This window comes from Bartonella sp. B1099, from assembly GCF_944801835.1.
Taxonomy (GTDB): Bacteria; Pseudomonadota; Alphaproteobacteria; order Rhizobiales; family Rhizobiaceae; genus Bartonella.
The window spans coordinates 155,146-172,483 of the sequence record NZ_CALYLN010000001.1 but is presented as its reverse complement, the minus strand read 5'-3'; the positions used below and the strand labels follow the sequence as shown (position 1 = coordinate 172,483).

General features: G+C 36.8%; 13 protein-coding genes. 9 read left to right on the top strand and 4 right to left on the bottom strand.

Annotated elements, in window-relative coordinates; all coding sequences use genetic code 11:
- Window positions 1-4 precede the first annotated feature (4 nt).
- A complete protein-coding gene (locus tag NNJ73_RS00765; RefSeq protein ID WP_254492277.1) occupies window positions 5-1,360 on the top strand; it encodes an L-cystine transporter in 1,356 nt (451 codons plus the stop codon).
- 7 nt (window positions 1,361-1,367) lie between these two features.
- Here NNJ73_RS00765 and NNJ73_RS00760 read toward each other — a convergent pair whose 3' ends face one another.
- Window positions 1,368-2,246 (bottom strand): methyltransferase domain-containing protein, encoded by an 879-nt coding sequence (locus NNJ73_RS00760; protein WP_254473027.1) that lies wholly within the window; start codon window positions 2,244-2,246, stop codon window positions 1,368-1,370.
- A 197-nt stretch (window positions 2,247-2,443) separates the two neighbouring features.
- On the opposite strand from NNJ73_RS00760, the gene NNJ73_RS00755 reads away from it, so the two are divergent.
- The gene (locus NNJ73_RS00755) at window positions 2,444-3,232 is read left to right on the top strand and encodes a ComF family protein (RefSeq protein ID WP_139412882.1); all 789 of its coding nucleotides are present in this window, start codon (window positions 2,444-2,446) and stop codon (window positions 3,230-3,232) included.
- 46 nt (window positions 3,233-3,278) lie between these two features.
- Complete coding sequence (gene grxC, locus NNJ73_RS00750; RefSeq protein WP_254492276.1) at window positions 3,279-3,533, top strand: glutaredoxin 3; 255 nt, start codon at window positions 3,279-3,281, stop codon at window positions 3,531-3,533.
- A 38-nt stretch (window positions 3,534-3,571) separates the two neighbouring features.
- Here the strand turns inward: grxC and ubiG are convergent, their stop codons facing one another.
- Window positions 3,572-4,315, bottom strand: a complete 744-nt coding sequence (gene ubiG / locus NNJ73_RS00745) for a bifunctional 2-polyprenyl-6-hydroxyphenol methylase/3-demethylubiquinol 3-O-methyltransferase UbiG (protein WP_254492275.1) — start codon at window positions 4,313-4,315, stop codon at window positions 3,572-3,574.
- Between the two features lie 189 nt (window positions 4,316-4,504).
- Between ubiG and NNJ73_RS00740 the strand changes: the two genes are divergently transcribed.
- Window positions 4,505-5,761, top strand: a complete 1,257-nt coding sequence (locus tag NNJ73_RS00740; protein WP_254492274.1) for an aspartate kinase — start codon at window positions 4,505-4,507, stop codon at window positions 5,759-5,761.
- Between the two features lie 541 nt (window positions 5,762-6,302).
- A complete protein-coding gene (gene tmk, locus NNJ73_RS00735; protein ID WP_254492273.1) occupies window positions 6,303-6,962 on the top strand; it encodes a dTMP kinase in 660 nt (219 codons plus the stop codon).
- 578 nt (window positions 6,963-7,540) lie between these two features.
- On the opposite strand, the gene nhaA is transcribed toward tmk, so the two are convergent.
- Both nhaA and NNJ73_RS00725 read right to left on the bottom strand, forming a co-directional pair.
- Window positions 7,541-8,902, bottom strand: a complete 1,362-nt coding sequence (gene nhaA / locus NNJ73_RS00730) for a Na+/H+ antiporter NhaA (protein WP_254492272.1) — start codon at window positions 8,900-8,902, stop codon at window positions 7,541-7,543.
- Between the two features lie 148 nt (window positions 8,903-9,050).
- A complete protein-coding gene (locus NNJ73_RS00725; RefSeq protein WP_254492271.1) occupies window positions 9,051-10,757 on the bottom strand; it encodes a hypothetical protein in 1,707 nt (568 codons plus the stop codon).
- Between the two features lie 355 nt (window positions 10,758-11,112).
- Here NNJ73_RS00725 and NNJ73_RS00720 point away from each other — a divergent pair, with 355 nt between their 5' ends.
- The 4 genes from NNJ73_RS00720 (at window position 11,113) to NNJ73_RS00705 (ending at window position 17,336) form a co-directional block, all read left to right on the top strand.
- Window positions 11,113-12,885, top strand: coding sequence for an SLC13 family permease (locus tag NNJ73_RS00720; RefSeq protein WP_254492270.1), 1,773 nt, complete (start codon window positions 11,113-11,115; stop codon window positions 12,883-12,885).
- 577 nt (window positions 12,886-13,462) lie between these two features.
- Complete coding sequence (locus NNJ73_RS00715; RefSeq protein ID WP_254492269.1) at window positions 13,463-14,134, top strand: tetratricopeptide repeat protein; 672 nt, start codon at window positions 13,463-13,465, stop codon at window positions 14,132-14,134.
- A 4-nt stretch (window positions 14,135-14,138) separates the two neighbouring features.
- A complete protein-coding gene (der, locus tag NNJ73_RS00710) occupies window positions 14,139-15,563 on the top strand; it encodes a ribosome biogenesis GTPase Der (protein WP_254492268.1) in 1,425 nt (474 codons plus the stop codon).
- Between the two features lie 1,338 nt (window positions 15,564-16,901).
- Window positions 16,902-17,336, top strand: a complete 435-nt coding sequence (locus tag NNJ73_RS00705; RefSeq protein ID WP_254492267.1) for an AtpZ/AtpI family protein — start codon at window positions 16,902-16,904, stop codon at window positions 17,334-17,336.
- Window positions 17,337-17,338: the final 2 nt, after the last annotated feature.

Below are 17,338 nucleotides of genomic sequence, written 5' to 3'. Positions count from 1 at the left end.
GACAATGACATTTAATTTTTTCATCAATTTATTTCTATTTGTTATTTTTTTATTGTGGATTGCCCAAAGTAAGAGAATGCAATGGAGTCTTTCACTCCGTGTCATGCTGGGGCTTATCTTTGGCTTGATTTTTGGTGGTGTTTTGCAGTTTTTTTATGGAGAAGGTGAAGTCACTTTGTTGAAATCCGTTGAATGGTTTAACATTGTTGGAAATGGTTATATCTTGTTACTCCAAATGATTGTTATGCCATTGGTTTTTATCTCTATCGTTTCAGCGGTTGCTCATTTGCATTCTGTTTATGCTGTTGGAAAAATGAGTATAATGACCATTTCAATATTACTCTTTACAACGGCTCTTTCAGCGTTGGTTGGCGTTTTAGTCGTGAATGCCTTTGGTTTAACCGCAAATGGTTTGGTGCATGAAGGGCAAAATGTTTCTACTGTTCTTGGAGATCGTATTTCTCAACTTGGAGATATGAATATTCCAAAGATGATTTTATCCTTGATTCCTAAAAACCCCTTTGCTGAGTTAAGTGGTTCCAAGCGTACATCAATTATCAGTGTTGTTATTTTTGCGTCATTTTTAGGGGCTGCGGTTCTTCTTTTGAAGAAAGATGAGCCAGAAAAAGGGGAAAAAGCACTTTTATTTATTCAAATAGCACAAGCTTGGATTATGCGGTTAGTTCGTCTTGTGATTGCTTTGACGCCTTATGGTATTTTTGCACTTATGACAAAAGTAGGTGCATCTTCGCATGTTGCAGATATTTTAAATTTACTCGTTTTTATCATTGCCTCTTATGTCGGTATTATTTTAATTTTTGGCATTCATGGTGTGTTGCTCGGCATTTTTGGGATTAATCCCTTCCGTTTTTTTAAAAAGGTTTTGCCGGTTTTAACATTTGCTTTTAGCAGTCGTTCAAGCGCTGCAACTATTCCTTTGAATATTGAAGCGCAAACACAGTGGGTCGGTGTACCGCAATCCATTGCGAGTTTTGCAGCTTCTTTTGGGGCAACAATTGGACAAAATGGGTGTGCAGGTCTTTATCCAGCGATGCTTGCGACCATGATTGCACCGACTATGGGGATTAATCCTCTTGATCCTACTTGGATTGCGACGCTTGTTGGGATTGTAACATTGAGTTCCATTGGTGTTGCTGGTGTGGGGGGAGGGGCTATTTTTTCAGCATTGATTGTGTTACCAATCATGGGGCTTCCTGTGACTTTGGTCGCTGTCCTTATCTCTATTGAGCCGCTGATTGATATGGGACGTACCGCTTTAAATGTGAGTGATTCAATGATAGCAGGAACAATCACCAGTCAAATATTACAAACAACGGATAAAAGTATTTTTGAAAAATAATTTTGGGTTATATTTTTTTGGGTTTTAAAACCTCTGTAAGAGATATTTGCCCAGAACCAGGGTGTAGAGGTTTTTGTTGGTTGGGGTGAGGAGCCCAACCAGAGAGCCAGATGAAAGAAAAATGGGCACGAATACGTCCATCAGGATCGCTAAATTTTTGTGCATAGATTTCAGCAGCGCGGAGAAAAAAGCGTTTGGAGACAGGGCGTCGTGAGCGATTGATGAGGGCATTTTGCATTCCCATTGCTTTAAGATCGTGCATAAGGTCAAACATTGTATTATAACGTATTGTAATCTCTTCAACGTCTGCTACAGGAAGAGCAAATCCAACACGCTGTAAAAGAGCGCCTGCATCACGAATGTCGACAAAAGGATAGATCCTAGGGCTTGCTCCACCATAAATTTCAATTTCAGCCTCTAGGAGACATTCACGTAATTCTTTGAGTGTCCCCGCTCCTGTCATAACAGCTAGAAATAAACCATCTGGTTTAAGGGTGTTTTTTATCTGGCTTAGAACACCTGGGGTATCATTCGTCAATTGTAATGAAAGAAGTGAAACAATAAGATCACAATAGTTTTGAGGGAAATCAAGAAATTCTCGATGACGTAAATGAAATTTTTTATCATGGCTTTGATAAAGCGTATCGGTTTCAATACGTTCTATAGAACAAACCCTTCCAGATTTTATGAGAGCTTGTGTGGCAAGATCTGTATGGCTGTGTAAATCAAGGGCTAATGTAAAGATACGTTCAACAGTGCTAAGACGTTGATAGAGATCTTCTGCCGTGAGAGAGAGTAAAAAGTCATATCCTTTTTTTGCTTTTTGGAAGGCGCGTTTGCGGAATTGTTCAATGCAGTTATGATCAAAAATTAAAGGATACGGCATATTATGGAACACTTTCGATCTATGAAAGAATATATTTTGAAAAGGTTCATGTTTGTGCGCGCTCTGTCAAGTTTATAATGTGAAAGAAAAATAAGTTTATAGAAGCTTAAGAGTTTTTAAAGAAATTAAATTTATAAATTGAGGAAATACAAAGGAACTTTTGTTCTACGGGGAACTTGTAAAAGCCTAAATTTATAATGTTTTACTTTCGAGAAGCGGCTTTAAATAGCGGGGATGTACTCAGTCAATTCATTGAGCGCTTTAAAACGATGCTTTATCCACCAATTTGTCCTGGATGTAAGCAAAATGTCTCTACTTATGGTACGATTTGCTCTGAATGTTGGAAAGACCTCCAATTTATTACGAAACCTTATTGTCCTGTTATGGGGACACCTTTTGTTTGTGATATGGGGGATGGTTTTCTCAGTGGTGAAGCGCTGCGTAATTCTTACCCTTTTTCACGTGTTCGCTCAGTCATTGTTCATAAAGGTCTTGCACGCACTTTGGTAACGCGCTTAAAATATGGTGATCATATAGAATTGGCCTCTTTTATGGCAAATTGGATGATATCTGCTGGACGTGAGGTTATCGATGAGTGTGATGTTATTATTCCCATTCCATTGCATTTTCGTCGTTTTTGGGAGAGGCGTTATAATCAATCTGCTGAGCTTGCGCGTTATATTGCAGCATCACAAAAAAAGCTTTTAAAACCCAGTTGGCTTGTTCGTTGTCGGCATACGCGCCCGCAGGTTAGTCTTTCTTCAAGAGAAAGAAAACTTAACGTAAAAAATGCTTTTAAGGTTTCGCATAAAGTTAAAAAATATCTCAAAGGATGTTCCGTTTTACTGATTGATGATGTATTTACAACGGGTGCAACAGTTACGGCAGCTGCTGCTGCACTAAAATATGCAGGTGCACGACGGGTTGATGTGCTAACATTTTCGCGTGTCCTTAAAGAAGATTCTATATTTCCTTCTTCTCAATAGGAATTTAAAGTGGATATTATTAAAAAATACTTGGAGGATAATACTTATGAAAGAGATAATTATTTATACACGTCCTAATTGTCCTTATTGCACAAAAGCACGTAATTTGCTTGATAAAAAAGGCGTAAAATATACAGATATTGATGCCTCCACGTCCCTTCGTCAAGAAATGGTACAGCGTGCGAATGGACGTAATACGTTTCCACAAATTTTTATAGGTGATTATCACGTTGGTGGTTGTGATGATCTTTACGCTTTAGAAGGTGAGGGAAAACTCAATTCTTTATTGCAAGGCATATAATCGCTGTAAATGACATACCCTTAAGATTCTTATATCCCTTAAGAGCGTTTTGCGAGAAGGAGATAGTTAACATCCATGTCTTTTGAGCGATTCCAGCTGTCGTTTAATGGATTATAAGTGATCCCTATCTCATCAATGACAGACAGAGCGTTTTTTGATAAGAAATTTTTAAGCTCTTGAGGTTTTAGGAATTTTTTATAATCATGGGTTCCTTTAGGGAGCCAACGGAGGATATATTCAGCGCCTACAATAGCAAGCCCCCATGCTTTCCACGTGCGGTTGAGTGTTGCAACAAACATCAACCCTTGTGGTTTTAGCATTTTTGCTGTTGCTTTTATGAAGAGATTAACGTCAGCGACATGTTCAACAACTTCCATATTAAGGATGATATCAAATTTTTCTCCTTCATTGGCGAGTGCTTCTGCCGTTGTCGTGCGATAATCAATTGAAAGGTTATTTTGGGCTGCATGGATTTTTGCAACTTCAATATTCGTTTGTGAGGCATCAACGCCCACAACAATAGCGCCAAGACGTGCCATGGGTTCACACAACAAGCCTCCCCCACAGCCAATATCAAGAATTTTCAAATTATCAAAAGGCGTCAGTGAAACAGGGTCACGATTAAATTCTAAACAGATTTTTTCTCTGATGTAAGCAAGACGTGTTGGATTAAATTGATGAAGAGGTCGAAATTTTCCTTGTGGATTCCACCATTCTGTAGCAATACGTGAGAAGTGATCAATTTCACTTTGATCAATAGTTGTTTGTGCTTCATCTATCATGTTGCTTTCCTTTTATTTTTAATGATCAAGTCCAGTAGATTTTATACAAAGTCAAGAAAAATTAATATAATCATAATGCAACTTGCACAAATGATAGATATTCGCTATGTCGAGAAAATGGTTAGTTGATAGAGCATCTTATTCTCATTATCGTTTGAGATAAAAGATGTAAAGGTAAGAGTGTTATTAATGGCGCGCATTGTCATGAAATTTGGTGGAACGTCTGTCGCAAACATTGAATGTATTCATAATGTTGCTCGGCATGTTAAAAGAGAGGTTGATGCAGGCCATGAAGTTGCCGTTGTAGTCTCTGCGATGGCTGGTAAAACCAATGAACTTGTTCAGTGGACGCGTGATGCTTCGCCTATCCATAGAGATGCTCGTGAATATGATGTTGTGGTTGCTTCTGGTGAACAGGTTACTTCAGGTTTGCTGGCTTTAACTCTTCAAGAAATGGGTGTTGATGCACGTTCATGGCTTGGCTGGCAGATCCCTATTCATACAGACAATGCGCATGGTCGTGCACGTATTACTGATATTGATGGATTTTTTTTAATAGAGCGTTTTCAGAAAGGTCAGGTTGCCGTTATTGCTGGTTTTCAGGGGTTAGCTCCGGATAATCGGATTTCTACCTTAGGACGTGGGGGATCAGATACAAGTGCTGTTGCTATAGCAGCGGCTGTACAAGCTGATCGCTGTGATATTTATACCGATGTGGATGGTGTTTATACAACGGATCCACGTATAGAACCAAAAGCCCGCCGCTTACCAAAAGTAGCTTTTGAAGAAATGCTGGAAATGGCTTCTCTTGGAGCAAAAGTTTTACAGGTTCGTTCTGTTGAATTGGCCATGGTTCATAAAGTTCGTACTTTTGTACGTTCAAGTTTTGAGGATCTTGATGCATTAGGCATGGAGGATCCAATGAGTTCTTCTGGAACACTTATTTGCGATGAGGATGAAATCGTGGAACAACAAAATGTTACGGGTATTGCTTTTGCTAAGGATGAAGCACAAATTTCGCTGCGTCGGCTTGCCGACCGTCCAGGGATTTCGGCAGCAATTTTTGGTCCCTTGGCTGAAGAGTGCATTAATGTTGATATGATTGTGCAAAATATTTCTGAAGATGGCTCAAAAACGGATATGACTTTTACGGTCCCATCAGCCGATGTAGAAAAAGCCGTTGCACTTCTTGAGAAAAATCGGAAAGAAATTGGATTTGATGTTCTCCAATTTGAAAGTGATCTTGCCAAAATATCTGTGATTGGTATTGGAATGCGCAGCCATGCAGGTGTTGCGGCGACAGCTTTTAAGGCTTTAGCTGAAAAGGGTATTAATATTCAAGCAATCACGACTTCTGAGATTAAGATTTCTGTTTTGATTGATAGCGCTTATACTGAACTTGCGGTGAGAACATTACATGCTGTTTATGGACTGGATAAGAGTTAAGTATTTTTAAACGCTCAGTTTCAGGAACATAAAGTTTTCATATGTATGAATGATTAGCTTTATAAGTATAATTTATATTTTTAATTTAATAAGAATAATGAATACAGTGAAGTTCTTTCATTGAAAATTTTCTTATGATGAAGAAAAAAACTATTTTCATGCGTATTATAAACAAGATTAGCATAGTAATAAAAACAATTTAAGAGACGACATAAAATACTTCTATAAATCTTCTAAATATAATATAAAGGAGAGTTGCTTATAAGAGATGATTGAGAGAGAAGAAGAATGCACTTGTGTTATGAAAGTGGATTTATACTTTAGAATTAATAGTATAAAACTTGCAAAATTTTCTTTTTATTTGATTCAAAATTAAAAATATTATCCTAGCTACAAATAATTTATAAAAATTTCAAGCTCCTCCATTGAAGGGGAGGGGGCTCTTGATATCATACTTCTGATGTCAAGAGATAAAATTCCTTATCTGTAAACAAGAAGATTTTGGATGTAAAATGATGTAAATTATATGGATGGAGAGAAAATGTATCTTAATAAAGATGTTTATAATTCCATGTGGTCTCTAAAAAAATATTCTGGCTCTTTTATTGCTTTATGTGGATTTGATGGGAGTGGAAAAACAACTCAAACAAAAGAAATTTCTCGCCATTACTCACAAGAAAGACATATAATACAGACTTTTCAGCCTAGTAATTGGTATAGAAATAAACCAGAGGTTAGAGATTATTTAGAGAGTGGAAAACAGATTGATCCATTGCTTTTAGCTCTTTTAGCTGCAACAGATAGACGCAAACATACGCTTGAAATTATCGAACCTTCTTTAACTTCATCGCAAAATTTATTAATCAGTGATCGATATGTTTATTCTAGCCTTGCTTATTTCTATGCTAGAGGGCTTTCTGTTGAAAGTGTGATAAAATTAAATCAGTCTATTCTAAGGCCTAATATCACATTTTATCTTCATTTGCCGCCTGTTGCTCTTATCGAACGGTTGCAAAAAAGGGATAGTTTAGCCTTAAAATACGAAGAAAAACGCTCATTTATTGAAAAAGTTTATGAAGTATATCAACTTTTATCAGAAATAGACGAACGATTTATCGTCATTGATGGAACTGCCTCTGTTTCTTTAATCCATAATCAAATACGACACCATATAGACAAGGCTTGTTTTGATAATAAATAAAATATACCCATTTATGAATATCATTTAAAAATTTATCTGTGATCTATTCTCCTTTATGATCTAGTTTCTATGTGAGATCTAGAGTTTTAAAGGTTTTCTCACGATAATTTAAGAGTACTGAAAAAAATATTATATATCTTAATATTTTAATTGAGACGATTGGTAATCATTAAATTGTAACGTACTTTTTTAAAAAGTTTGGAAGAGGAAAACTCTTCCAAAAAGATTATTAATCTCTGCTGTGAAATGATATTTTCATTCTTGTAGAGACGAATATAGCGATATAAGAACGATCTGTAGAGATATATTCAAGCATGTTTGAGGGCAGCAAATAAGCTAAGGACAGAGGCGATAATAACAGCAACTTTTTTTGAGACTTTAATATTCTTATCTCTGATAAATGAAACAACAAAAAGCAATTTTTAACGTTTTTATGGAGTTTTTCAAATTGTTCATTTAACCAACAAGAACGTAAGATAAAAATATCTTATCAAGCAGATACGTCCATTTCAAGGACTGTAGACAAAATCTTGGTTATGCTCAAAAATCAGTTCAACAAAGCAGATGATTGTTTGGTTTTATTCGGAACTATGAGAGATGTCTTTATTGCGCTTAATATAAATAAAGCCATATCCCAGACCAATAAGAGCAGATAAACCAGAGCCACAAAGGACACCAATTTTTGCAGCATCAAGCAGGATAATATCTTTAAAGGCGAGCATTGAAACAAAGATAGACATTGTAAAGCCAATTCCTGCTAAAAAACCAATCAGTAAAATACCGGCCCATGTCATTTGAGGAGGAAGACGACATAGTCCTGATTTTACGGCTAGATAACTGGCAGTGATAATACCAAGAGGCTTTCCAACAAAAAGACCAATGACAACACCAAGAACAATTAAGAATGATTTGTCAGAAGAAAGGTCAAAGTTTGCAAAACTTACACCTGCATTTGCAAAGGCAAAAATCGGCATGATACCGTATGCAACCCATGGATGCAGCGCCTTTTGAACACGTGTTACCGGCGCAATCATGGCTCGTTGTCCTTTACGCATTTTTTTCAATGCAGTTGAAATATGATGGAGATCTGTTTTTGTATTTTTTTCTTGGAGAATTTGCATAGCGTTGCTGAGCATGGTCAGTGGCGCTACAAGAGTGCGTGTAGGAAAAACGGGAGTCATCATGCCTAAGATGACACCAGCAAGGGATGGATGAACGCCTGTTACCAATAAACCCCACCAGATGATTGCGCCAGGTAAAGTGTACAGCCATGCTGATGCAAGCCCGATCCATTGAAAAAAGAGTACCAGCGCAATACCCGCTCCTGCAATTATTAAACCACTAGGATCAATGTTTGTTGAATAGAAAAAAGCAATAATAAGAACAGCGATAATATCATCAATAATCGCTAATGAGAGAAGAATGATATGAAGATTAGAAGGAATTTTTTTTCCAAGAAGAGCCAGAATACCAAGAGCAAAGGCAATATCTGTTGCGGTTGGCACAGCCCAACCGCGGATATGCCCACCGTTAGAGTTGAAGATGAAATAAATAATTGCAGGGATACAAACGCCCCCTATTGCAGCAATAATTGGTAAAATTGCTTGTTTAAAATCGGCAAGAGCACCTTCATGAATTTCGCGTCGAATTTCCATTCCTGCAACGAGGAAGAAAATAGTCATAAGGGCATCATTAACCCAAAAATGTAAATCCCATGAAAGAGTGAAATGTCCCAAATTAAAGCCAAGAGGTGTATGCCAGAAAGCTTCATAGAGAGTAGCATATTGAGAATTAGCAAAAATGAGTGCAGAAGCAGCAGCAAGTAAAAGAACAATACCACTAAGAGCTTCAATATGGAGAAAACGCTCGATAGCGGAAAGCGCTTGATTGGTGACACGAGAAGCGCGATTAGGCAAGCGATTTGAAGATAAATCAGACATGAACAACTCCAACTATCGACAATTTTATGTTTCTATATTCTCTGTGTAAGCGACTCTATCATGATATTTTCTGTATCATATAAAAGCAAAAAGAGGAATAAAGTTCTTGATTTATAGACAAGATCATCATCTCTAAAACGCGATATGTTTAAGGCGATGCTTCATTTTTAATAGCGAGGTCTACTTTGCCTAAAGCCTTGGATAGATCATTTTGTAAAGCGGATTCGAGATCAACCATTGTGAGCCCTTTATTATCTTTTGCTTTAATCTTAACAATTAATGTTTGTGGATTTTTAGCAAATTCACCTAAGGATTTTGAAATTTTTTCTGCTTCGTCATGATTTTTTAGCAGCATTTTGGGGGTTTGCGTCATCATTAAATAGAAATCGTCATAGAGTTCTTTTTTAAGATCATGCTGGCTGTCATTAAGATTTTTTGCAAGATAAGAAAAAAGCTTATCAATAAAACCTGCATCCCGATATTGTATATCAATTTCATTGAAGCCAAGGTTTTGAGAAGCAGCTATCATGACATTTTGTTGACCAGAAAAAAGCTTTTCATCAACATCAATAACTTTAGCTGATATGTTACCAGATCCAACATCTTTCATATTGAAAGACATTGCGTCAAGAAAGAGCATATGTTTTTTTTCATCGTAAGAAATATCAAGTTTTCCTGAAAAATTAATTTGTTCAAATCCCATCTTTTTTAAAAGTTCTAAATCTTTTTCATTCATTTTTTTAGGTAAAACGGAAAAGTTATTGAGAGAAAGAAAAAGCTTTTTGGGGATAGGATGTTTCCACAAGCTTGGTTTAAATTGAAATGATTCAAGCGTTGCTTTCAATGGCGGGATATCAACGCTGACATTATCAACTTTGGCATCTGCTGAGGTAATAGCGAGCAATATGTTTAGAAGAAGACCATTTTGTGCTCTTTTTTCTGCGACTTTATTATTCTCTTTTCTTGCATTAAGATAAGCTTTGACCAATTTTTCAGGCGTTTGTTCAAGCGGTTTCATCTTTAGACCAGATGTTTTAAATTGGCCAAGGAAGAAAGAGCTATTTTTTTCTGCTTCTTCAAAAATATCGACACTTATATTATTCAGAGAAATAGGGCCAGTAACGGTTTTTCCTTGTTTGAGAATATTATTGTTTCCGAAAATGATAGAATAGGCATAATTGATGTCGATATCATGAGCTTTTATTGTATCACTTTTAGCCATTAGCTGCATCTGTTTATCACCATTGACTACAACCGTTTTAAGATCCATATTTTTGATACTAACAGAACGAATATGGCCGCCTTTAAAATCAGAAAGCTGAAAATTTTTAACTTCAACTGTTTCTGCTTGTTTATTTTTATTTTCTATAGAAAGCTGTATATTAGGCGCACTTATTGAGGCAAGATCAATACGCATCATTGATTGTAAAAGGCGTGATGTGATTGTTCTATCTTTGTCTTTTAAGGATACGCTTTTAAGAGAAATTTGGGGAATTTTTACATGAATATTATTATGCTTTAAATCAACATTATAAAATGTAAAAGTTCCAGGAATAAAGGAAAGAGGAGGACGAGCAGAAATGGCACCAATTTTAAGTGATATACCGGCTGGAACGGGGAGTGTAACATTCTTCAAATTGACTTTACCTAGAATGCTGACTTCAGATGACTCTGCTTTTATGGCACGACGGGCTATTTCTTGTTTTACAAAACTGTCAAGATAGGGCTTTGCGATATAAAATCCACCAACAACTATAATTGCCAAGATAGCAATAAATCCGATAATGCAAGTGAGCCAATATTTTAGGTGACTTTGATACCCACTGTTAAGCTTGACCATTCTTTTTTCTTTCATTTTTATCACTCTTTAAAATTGAGAGTGAAGATAAACTCTTTTAAGCAACGACAAAGGTTAAAATATAGCGTGTACCAGTTTCAACAGTCATCTACCCTCTATATTAGAGTTATTCTCATCTTTTTTGCAATATCACTTTATCAACTTTTATCGATTTTCTTTGGATTGAGCACGTTATAGAAAAGCACGCATAATGAAGGAGAGGTAAGTTTATGCGCATCATATTTTTTATGACTTTAAATTATCATAAAATATTCCTATGTCTGCTTTTATCTTACTGCTGTTTATAGGAATATTTAAAACATATAAAATTATGTTTTTGTTCATTATAATTTAATGGGGAGAGGTGAGTGTTATGACAGAAAATCAAATAATAGCCTTTTCGGTCATTGGTCTCATGATGGTTGTGTTTATTTGGGATCGATTTCGTTATGATCTTGTCGCTATTTGTACATTATTAATAGCGTGTGCTCTTGGTCTTGTCAGTCCAAAGGAAGCTTTCAGCGGTTTTAGTAATGATATTGTTATTATTGTGGGAAGTGTATTTGTTGTCAGTACGGCTGTATCACGCTCTGGTATAATGGAATTTATTATTCAGCGGATATGGCCAGATGTGAAATCGGTGCGTCTTCAATTAGCTTTTTTGGTTTTTTCTGTTGTCGTGTTATCAATGTTTGTTAAAAATATCGGTGCTTTGGCTATTATGCTTCCGATCGCTTTTCAGTTTGCTCGTCGTTCTCAGGTTTCTCCTTCTGTTTTTTTGATGCCCATGGCCTTTGGTTCTTTGTTGGGGGGGCTAATGACACAGATAGGAACATCTCCCAATGTTGTTATTTCAGCGATGCAAGAACGTTTAGCGGGAACACCTTTTACGATGTTTGATTTTACACCAGTTGGTGCGGTTATTGCAACGGTTGGTGTCTTATATTTGGTCTGTTTTTATTGGCTTTTGCCAGTGCGTGTGCGCTCAGGTGGATCGTTTGATGATGCCATTGATATTCGTAATTATGTTGTAGAAGTGCATATTCCAGTAAATTCACCCATTGTGGGGAAAAGTATTGTTGATTTGGTTAAGCCATCAAGTGGTGATGTTATGGTGATTCAAATCATCAGAAATAAAGTATCTATTTCGCCACTACCGGATTTTGTTTTGTCTGAAAACGATATTGTTTTGTTGGAAGGATCGCATACAGGAATAGATAGTGTGATGAACTCTGCGCGTTTAGAGTTTTCTAAGAAGCGAACTCTTTCTACAGGGGATAAGGACAGTGACATTGATATTATTGAAGCGGTCATCACGCATAATTCGCCTCTTATTGGCATTAGTGCGAAAGAGTTTTCCCTCTTTGATCGCTATAATGTCAATTTGCTTGCGTTAAGTCGTCAACATGAGAGGGTACGGGGAAGACTTGATGATATTATCTTTCATCTTGGAGATGTAATTGTTTTACAAGGACAAGATGCGGTTATTCCGAATTTATTAAGGGAACTGAAATGTTTGCCCTTAGCAAAACGAAATATTGTGTTTGGAAATTTACGACATGGTTTTATATCCTTAGCCATTTTATTTATAGCCATTATTTTTACGGCTTTTCATATTGTGCCAGTTGCTTTTTCTTTCTTTTCTGCTGCTGCTGCAATGGTTATTTTTCGCGTTTTACCCGCGCGTGATCTGTATCAAGCATTAGATGGCCCAATATTAGTCCTATTAGCGGCTCTTATTCCAGTGAGTGAAGCGTTAGAGAAAACGGGATGTACGGCTCTCATTGGTCAATGGTTGAGCCAACTGGCAATATTTTTTCCGCCATCTGGCGCTTTAGCTCTGATGTTGGTGACAGCCATGTTGGTCACGCCATTTTTAAATAATGCCGCGACGGTTATGATGGTCGCTCCCATCGCATCAAGTTTTGCTCATTCTCTTCATTATAAGCCTGAAGCTTTTTTGATGGCTGTTGCCATTGGTGCAGGTTGTGAGTTTCTTACACCTATTGGACATCAAAGCAATATGCTCGTGATGGCCCCAGGAGGATATCGTTTTAGTGATTATCCACGTTTGGGGGCTCCCTTGGCGGTGTTAATCATTATTGTGGCTGTTCCCATGCTTATGTGGGTTTGGCCATTACAATAGGATATTTTTTTAAAGCTTTAAGGATCAATTCCAAAAGATTATTAACCGTATGAAGATAAGTTGAAGGGATACCCTTTGTATAAAAATTTTTACTTAAAGCTTGGGGAGCGTACTTTTAATAACGCTCCAGTATTTTTTCTCCTGAGTGAAAATTTGTTTATTTGGTTTTAGGGAGGGAGATTGAGCTGTAGTTTTTTGTAAAGAGTTTGCATGTTTAATGCCATTCTACAACCGAAGATAAGGAACCAGTTGTTTCAAAGGACTTTGAAAGATTGTCTTTTGTATACATTGAATTAGGAAAGAATGGTTAACATTATAGACAAGCATGCATGACATTAAGGTCGTGGTCTTTTTTATAAATTCAAATTATATAAAAATTGTCATGTGAAACAAAAGGATATTTACATCATTTTTAATTGATATTGATACAGTTGCAAAAGCCTCATCGATTGGAATACATATTGCTTTGAAATGAATAAACGGAGCAATTTAAAGATTTTTCGTGAATGAGGGCTACCATCTTTGTTCATTTATGCGTAAAAGTGTAGAAAGTAAATTGTTTTACAAGGTATGTTATATGTCGTATGATAGTTTTATTGCTGAAGTTAATGCAGAATTTCGTCAGGAAAAAGCGCTTGCTTTTTGGAGACGGTATGGTTTTTTAATTATTGGGGCCGTGCTCCTTTTCATTCTCATGATAATTGCTTATCAAATTTATCATCATGGACAAATAAAGAAAGCCAGCCATATTGGAGATGCATTTGTAAAAAGCCTTAATTTTGCGGATACACGTCATTTTGATGAGGCGATAAAGCAATTGGAAAATGTTAAAGATTCCAACTTTGGGGGATATCCTTTTCTCGCTCGTTTGCGAGAGGCTTCTTTACGCATGGAGCAAGGTGATCTTATCAAGTCGGTAGAAATCTTTGATTCTGTTGCAGCGGATGAGAAAGCACCGCAGATTTTGCGGAAAGTTGCGAAAATTCGGGCAGCCTATATTTTGGTTGATACAGGGACCTTGGATGATGTCAAAAAGCGCGTTAAAGATATGGAAAGTGACCTTGATCCTATGCGTATGTCTGCGCGAGAGGCTTTAGGCTTAGCTGCTTATAAAACAGGGAAGACTGATGAGGCCGTTGACTATTTTCAGAAAATTTCTGCAGAAAGTGCGCTGGGATCAAAAATAACAGATCGGGCTCGAATGATGCTTGAGCTTATGCAAGCTGAGGGCAAGGCAAATAAGGAATAAATCGATGAGCCTTACCATTGCTATCGTTGGTCGCCCTAATGTTGGGAAATCAACACTTTTTAATCGTTTGGTTGGGCAAAAATTGGCTTTGGTTGATGATAAGCCTGGTGTGACGCGTGATCGGCGTATTCATGCGGCAAAACTTCAAGATCTACATTTTGATGTGATTGATACGGCTGGGCTGGAAGAAGCAGGAGATCACACCCTTGAGGGGCGTATGCGTTCTCAGACAAAAGCTGCGATTGATGAAGCAGATCTTGTTTTATTCGTATTTGATGCAAAGAGTGGAATAACACCGAGTGATTTAAATTTTGCTTCACTGGTTCGCAAATCAGGAAAGCCGATTGTGCTTGTTGCCAATAAGTCTGAGTCAAAAGCGGCAACAGGAGGAGAGTATGAGGCGTGGTCATTAGGTTTGGGAGAGCCGTGTCTCATATCGGCTGAGCATGGTTTGGGACTTAGCGATCTTCGAGATGCCATTATAGAGGCAGTTGGGGCAGAGCGCGCTTTGGGCAACAACAAAGAAGAAGATATGACGATACAGCCTGCATCTGTTGGTGATGATGTAAACAATTCGAAAGAAGAGGGGCTTATTTACGATGAAAGCAAGCCTATTCGGATTGCCATTGCGGGGCGTCCCAATACAGGAAAATCCACTCTTATCAATAGCATGCTGAAGCAAGATCGGTTGTTAACAGGACCAGAAGCAGGGTTGACCCGCGATTCTATTTCTGTTGATTGGGAATGGGGTGGTCGTCATATTAAACTTTTTGATACTGCAGGTTTACGTCGAAAATCGAAAATTCAAGAAAAATTAGAAAAGCTATCGGTCGCTGATACTTTGCGTGCGATTCGTTTTGCAGAAGTAGTGGTCATTGTTTTTGATGCAACGATGCCTTTTGAAAAGCAAGATTTACAAATTGCTGATCTTGTGATTCGTGAAGGGCGTGTTCCAGTTATTGCTTTCAATAAGTGGGACCTTATTGAAAATAGCCAGGTCACATTGATGGATTTGCATGAAAAATGTGCGAGATTTCTTCCTCAAGTTCGCGGTTTGAGAGCTGTTCCTTTATCAGGACAATATGGTCAAGGGATTGATAAACTCATGGAAAATGTCATGATGATGCACCGTGTATGGAATCGTCGCATTTCTACAGCTAAATTGAATCAATGGCTTGAAACTGTCGTGGCACATCATCCACCCCCTGCGATTTCGGGGCGTCGACTTAAGGTTAAATATATCACACAGGTGAAAACACGTCCTCCCGGATTTATGATTTCTTGCTCACGTCCCCAAGTCATGCCCCAATCGTATTTGCGTTATCTTGTCAATGGATTACGTGAAACATTTGATATGTCTGGTGTTCCAGTGCGCTTATCATTACGCGCATCTGACAATCCTTTTGCGACATGTTCTAAAAAGAAATGATAGCTCTTTATTTTAATGTATTCATAAATCAATAATCATTTATCATGCGTGCTATAGAACTTTCTCAGTTTAATTTTTCTTGATAAAGCTTCTTTATTTGTATGTTATGAGAAGAATTTAATAGGGAATATTGAAGAAAGAGCATACAATCCTTTTAAGAGTGTATTTTAATGTAAAAATAAAGGCAATATGAGGGGAGGGAATATAATGATGGTACTCATTTGAAGAGAAGCATTAAATTATATTTTCATAAAACTAAAGAGTATTCATAAGCACTTTTGCTTGCGATGATTTTTTTTAATAAAAAGTAAAAATATCCGCTGAATCTAACAATATTCACTTTTAAAGTGTGAGATTCAAAAATTAGATTTAAATTATATAAAACGGTATAGTGATCGTATTCGAGTTTTGTTGTACTCTATTTGAAATTGTAATTCATTATATCGCAGACTTAAAGAAAAATCTCTTTATGCTTCTAAGCTCATTTCACGATGGTGCCCGTAAATAGGTATTAACGTACAAGACCTAGCGAATGATTTCACATTATTTTCAACTTTCAATGGTATATCAATTTTCATGAACGCATGATGGGTAAAGCCTACGCAATTGATTCACAACCAGTGAAGAGGTGTTTAGTCTATTATGTTACCAAGAAGAAGACATCAATTATGTTTGTGCACTCTTATCAAAGTATTACACGATATATTTTATATGTTTTTGTGTATATGAATTCACATATGTTCAGAATATTTAAAGAATAGGAAGAAAAGATATGATTTTGATGGAAAATAAGACAGCATTCCATTTGTTTGCAAGCGAGAATGATGATGTGCAAGTGTGTTAATGTTTAACGTTCTAAATTTTATAATCTTTTGATTTATTATGATAAATCATCACTTTTTATATTGATTTAAGAACGTCGAAAATCATAAAATTCTTTCATATTTCAAACAAATTCATATTGAATGAATTAAAATGATGTTCTTACCATCATAAGTAGGTTTGATGTGTGAGTAAAAACGATTAAAGAAAACAAATGCTTTTTATGCTTTTTAAAAGACGCGGGTTGTTGCAACATTAGAGTTAAAAAAGTGTATAATGGTGCTTGCTTGTCTTTTCATAAGCATAAAGATGGTGGACCTATGAGTTTTATATTATTCATAGAAGCTTTTTAAAAAAGCATGTGAATTGAAAAATATGTTATTTAGGCGATAAAATTTATACGATAATTGGTGATAGATTTCTTTTAGTGTCTTGACGAATAAATTCGGGAACAATATGATGCACACGGTTTTATGAGATGCATTTTTATTTTGCTTTTTGATGAAGGAGCCAATGATGGCGATGGGCGAAAAACCCGTTATAAGCCGCAAGAAGGTTGAAGAGAAAAAGCAAAGAGAGTGTTTTCATTCAGAGGATTTGGAATATCGTAGTAAGGCCTTAAGCGTAGCTTTAGTGCGCAAGCAAGCATTAAGGAAGCGTGAGCATAAGGATAGGCGGGAAAAATCACAAGGAAGGATGGCGGATGCTATTAAGCTTTCCAGTGAGTTTCTGGCAAGTGTTATTGTGGGTGTTGTTTTGGGGGTGGGGTTTGACAAGTTAGCAGGTTCATGGCCGTGGGGATTGGTGTTTTTTCTCTTTCTTGGATTTGCTGCTGGTGTATTGAGTATTCTTCGGTCTGTGGGGTATGTTTCCTCCGGTCAATTAGGGCAAAAAGGCGTATTGCGCCAAGATAAACAAAATAAAGGGGCCAATGAGAGGTCCGATAAATGAGG

Bases quoted from the DNA above. Each gene is read 5' to 3' on its own strand.
- NNJ73_RS00765 (WP_254492277.1), top strand. From the start codon at position 5: ATGACATTTAATTTTTTCATCAATTTATTTCTATTTGTTATTTTTTTA.
- NNJ73_RS00760 (WP_254473027.1), bottom strand. From the start codon at position 2,246: ATGCCGTATCCTTTAATTTTTGATCATAACTGCATTGAACAATTCCGC.
- NNJ73_RS00755 (WP_139412882.1), top strand. From the start codon at position 2,444: ATGTTTTACTTTCGAGAAGCGGCTTTAAATAGCGGGGATGTACTCAGT.
- grxC (WP_254492276.1), top strand. From the start codon at position 3,279: ATGAAAGAGATAATTATTTATACACGTCCTAATTGTCCTTATTGCACA.
- ubiG (WP_254492275.1), bottom strand. From the start codon at position 4,315: ATGATAGATGAAGCACAAACAACTATTGATCAAAGTGAAATTGATCAC.
- NNJ73_RS00740 (WP_254492274.1), top strand. From the start codon at position 4,505: ATGGCGCGCATTGTCATGAAATTTGGTGGAACGTCTGTCGCAAACATT.
- tmk (WP_254492273.1), top strand. From the start codon at position 6,303: ATGTATCTTAATAAAGATGTTTATAATTCCATGTGGTCTCTAAAAAAA.
- nhaA (WP_254492272.1), bottom strand. From the start codon at position 8,902: ATGTCTGATTTATCTTCAAATCGCTTGCCTAATCGCGCTTCTCGTGTC.
- NNJ73_RS00725 (WP_254492271.1), bottom strand. From the start codon at position 10,757: ATGAAAGAAAAAAGAATGGTCAAGCTTAACAGTGGGTATCAAAGTCAC.
- NNJ73_RS00720 (WP_254492270.1), top strand. From the start codon at position 11,113: ATGACAGAAAATCAAATAATAGCCTTTTCGGTCATTGGTCTCATGATG.
- NNJ73_RS00715 (WP_254492269.1), top strand. From the start codon at position 13,463: ATGTCGTATGATAGTTTTATTGCTGAAGTTAATGCAGAATTTCGTCAG.
- der (WP_254492268.1), top strand. From the start codon at position 14,139: ATGAGCCTTACCATTGCTATCGTTGGTCGCCCTAATGTTGGGAAATCA.
- NNJ73_RS00705 (WP_254492267.1), top strand. From the start codon at position 16,902: ATGGCGATGGGCGAAAAACCCGTTATAAGCCGCAAGAAGGTTGAAGAG.